This is a genomic window from uncultured Planktosalinus sp., assembly GCF_963973675.1.
Taxonomy (GTDB): domain Bacteria; phylum Bacteroidota; class Bacteroidia; order Flavobacteriales; family Flavobacteriaceae; genus Planktosalinus.
This window is the reverse complement of sequence record NZ_CAXBAN010000269.1, coordinates 1-3,800: the sequence shown is the minus strand read 5'-3', so window position 1 is coordinate 3,800 and position 3,800 is coordinate 1. Positions and strand designations below refer to the sequence as shown.

Sequence of the window (3,800 nt, the reverse complement as noted above, 5' to 3'; positions counted from 1 at the left end):
CTTGTTCGCCATGGTGCTTTTTAACAAAAAAAGCACTTAGACTTTTTACAGATAGGTCTAATCTAAAGGTGGTCCACTTTGGCCCGGCGCGGGTGGGTCACTTTCGTCCGGCCAGCTATGGTCACTTTAACCCGGCCAGGGTGGTATACTATGTCCGGCGTTTCCAATAAGAGTACCCATATCAGTGGGTAGGGGGGCGTGTCTATTTCGCAATGAATCTAGAGTATGACGAAAATGGGATATACACCGAACGACTTGGAAAACTCATCGTCCCCGACTCCCTCAACTTACAAAATCCAGTACTGATTTTGAACCCATTGGTTTTTACTGATGGTAAACAGTAATGACGATTATATTACCTTCCATAAAGACTGTTTAGAATGTCGGATTGATCGGTTTTCGACTAAAAACTAGTGGTGTTCCTTCCCATGGCCGGATTAGCTCATTGCCATGGAAATCTGTATGCAGCTATTTGATTTGGAAAAATCACCGATAGGTATAAAGTGAAAAAAGCTATTCTACCATCACGAATACAGGGTTGTCCTATTTGTTGAGAAAAAAAAGAAAAAAGATGGTAACCAAAATAATACTGCCGGCTATTATAAATGGATAATAAAAACCACCGGTAACCAACCAAGTTCCTAAAATGGGACCTAAAATCTGACCAACGCTGTTTGTTGAACTTTGTATTGAAATATTTCGCCCTGTATTTGTTTTGGATAACAAGGATACCGCAGACAACAAATTAGGTGTAACCATAGCACCACCAGCAGCAAACACCACAATTAAACCGTACACAACAAATTCATTTTTGAAAAAAGGAAAGGCAATTAATGAAATTCCTGAAATGAATAACCCAAAGCCAATTTGCTTTTTAGTAGATAGAATCTTTTCCCCATAACTGGCAAATACAGGCTGCAAAACAGCCATTATTGTACCACACAGCATAAAACCAATACCAACCTGGTTGCTGTTAAACCCTAATTCGTCTTTACCGTAGATTGAAAAAACAGTTTCAAACAAAGTCACCACAAATTGGATGACAAATGATAGCGCCAATAGGACAAGGAAATATTGGCTGAACGAGAACCGAAAAGTGAATTTTTGAGTTGTAAATTTATGGATGCGAACAGAATTTTTTAGCCATTTTACAACAATGACTAAAACAATAGAACCTAATAATGCAGCGAATAAAAAAGGTGTGGAAAATCGACCCAAATGTAGTTGACCAATTGCATACTCAAAATGAAGGTCTGATTGCGAAAGAAAGCCACCGATAACGGGTCCAAAAATAACCCCTGAACTAATGGCTACACCAGACCAGGCCATTATCTTCGTTCTACGTTTTTCAGAGGTAATATCACTTAAATATGCGTTGTTGACAGGAATAACGGAAGAAGTGAAAACACCACCAAAAATCCGAGCGATATATAGCATAGTAAGTGATGTTGCAAGCCCAGTTAGCAATTGCATTATTACAAAGCCAATCAAACCAATAATAATGACGGGTTTACGACCATATCTGTCAGATAACTTTCCCCAAACGATAACAAAAATTAATTGAAATAGAGGATAAATACTGGTAAGCAACCCAATATGGAAGTTGATTAAATCGGTGTCGAGATTGTCTTTTAAAGCTAATCTTTCGGTATAGTAGGGAAGGGTTGGCAATAAAATACCATAACCCAACATCACTACAAATAAACTCAACAGGATTAAAGATATCCTGTTGAGTTTTTCTTTTTTGTCCATTTATTTTTTACCGATTTTTCGCTTTAATAATTGCGCATTAATAGCTACTATAATAGTACTTAAGCTCATAAATACCGCACCAACCGCAGGACCTAAAACAAAACCTGAAGAATATAATACACCGGCTGCTAAAGGAATAGCCACGACATTATATCCTGTAGCCCAAATCAAATTCTGAATCATTTTATTGTAGGTGGCTTTCCCAAAGAGAATTAAATTGGCAATATCCTGTGGATTACTGTTGACCAGAATAATATCGGCAGTTTCAGCTGCTACATCTGTACCTGAGCCTACTGCAATTCCTACATCGGCTTTTGCGAGAGCGGGCGCATCATTAACACCATCACCCGTCATAGCTACAAAATCACCTTTGTTCTGTAACTCTTCTACAATTTCAACTTTTTGATGTGGCAATACCTCGGCGTAGTAACCATCCAATCCAAGTTTTTCACTCACAGCCTTAGCGGTTTTTTCATTATCGCCAGTTGCCATTAGAACTTTAATGTTATTCTTTTTAAATATTTTGATTGCCTCGGTAGATTCCGGTCTTATTTCATCAGCAAGCGCAATGTAACCTGCCAGTTTCCCATCAATTAATACAAACACGACAGTTTCAGCGGCATCACTATAAGCGTCTTTTGGGATGTCTATTTTTTCATCTCTTAAATAGCCAGGACTTACTACCTTAACTTCTTTGCCTTCAACATTTGCCTCTACACCCTTACCTGTAATTGCATTAAAGTTTTCAGGTTTTGGAATGGTTATGTTATCTTCTTTTACTTTTTTAATAATCCCAACAGCTATTGGATGTTCAGAACTTTGTTCCAATGCACTTGAAAGTCTTAAAATTTCCTCTGTTGAATAAGTCTCGTTAACAGACTCGATTCGAGTGACACCAAAATCACCTTTGGTTAGTGTTCCTGTTTTATCAAAAAGCAAAGCTGAAATTTTTCTGGACTCTTCAAACGCAGTTCTATTTCGAATAAGCAATCCATTTTGAGCAGATACTGCCGTAGAAATCGCAACCACCAATGGAATAGCAAGCCCTAATGCGTGTGGACAAGCAATAACCATAACGGTAACCATTCTTTCTAAAGCATAGACAAACGGAAAGCCTAAAATCAACCATACTGCCAATGTTCCAAAACCAATAGCCAAAGCGATATAGGTTAGCCATTTTGCAGCCCTGTCTGAAAGGTTTTGCATTTTAGATTTAGTTTTTTGCGCTTCTTCAACCATTTTGATAACCTTGTTGAGATAGCTGTCTTTTCCAGTATGTTCAACTTTTACTTTTAAGGTGCTATTGCCATTTACCGAACCACCAATAACCTTATCGCCTTCATCTTTTTTTACAGGTTTAGATTCGCCTGTGAGCATAGATTCATTTAGGTAACTGGTTCCGTCTACTATTATTCCGTCAGCTGGAACTTTTTCACCTGGTTTTACCAAAATCACATCATCCTTCAGTAAATCTTCGAGAGGGATGTCTTCTATGGTGTCACCTTTTACTCTGTGCGCTTCTGCAGGCATCATACTCACCAATAACTGTAAGGCTTTTGAAGCACCTAAAACACTTTTCATTTCTATCCAATGGCCAAGCAACATTATGGCTATAAGTGTTGATAGTTCCCAGAAAAAGTCTTCACCTCTTAAGCCAAATACAGTAGCAGTACTATAAAAATAAGCTACAGAAATTGCCATAGAAATCAAGGTCATCATTCCTGGTGCACCTTTTTTGACTTCAGACCAAAACCCTTTTAAAAATGGCCAACCACCATAAAAATATACAACAGTGGAAAGTGCAAAAAGGATGTATGGATTTCCTGGAAGTAAAAATTCATAACCAAAAAATTCTTGAATCATTGGTGAGAAGAACAATATGGGGATGGTAAGCACGAGTGTTACCCAAAACCGTTTTCTAAAGTCTGCAATCATCATTTTATGATGGTCGTGACCCATTTGACCGTGACCCGGATTGTGACCCGAATGGCCCCCACCTTTGTGGTTCATTTTAGAATGGTCTTCTTTTTTGTGTTTCATCTTCGAAT

General features: G+C 38.2%; 3 protein-coding genes. 1 reads left to right on the top strand and 2 read right to left on the bottom strand.

The window, feature by feature from the left end; all coding sequences use genetic code 11:
* Positions 1 to 212: 212 nt before the first annotated feature.
* Positions 213 to 344: a hypothetical protein gene (locus AACY61_RS10310; RefSeq protein WP_339611496.1), complete on the top strand. Its 132-nt coding sequence runs from the start codon at positions 213 to 215 to the stop codon at positions 342 to 344.
* Between the two features lie 199 nt (positions 345 to 543).
* Here AACY61_RS10310 and AACY61_RS10305 read toward each other — a convergent pair whose 3' ends face one another.
* Entirely contained in the window at positions 544 to 1,752 is a 1,209-nt protein-coding gene (locus AACY61_RS10305; RefSeq protein WP_339611495.1) for an MFS transporter, read from the bottom strand.
* The coding region (locus AACY61_RS10300) for a copper-translocating P-type ATPase (protein WP_339611494.1) at positions 1,753 to 3,800 on the bottom strand (2,048 nt) is incomplete at its 5' end. It abuts the gene before it with no gap.

What these genes read in the sequence shown, in the direction of transcription:
- AACY61_RS10310 (WP_339611496.1), top strand. Translation starts at nt 213, where the DNA reads ATGAATCTAGAGTATGACGAAAATGGGATATACACCGAACGACTTGGA.
- AACY61_RS10305 (WP_339611495.1), bottom strand. Translation starts at nt 1,752, where the DNA reads ATGGACAAAAAAGAAAAACTCAACAGGATATCTTTAATCCTGTTGAGT.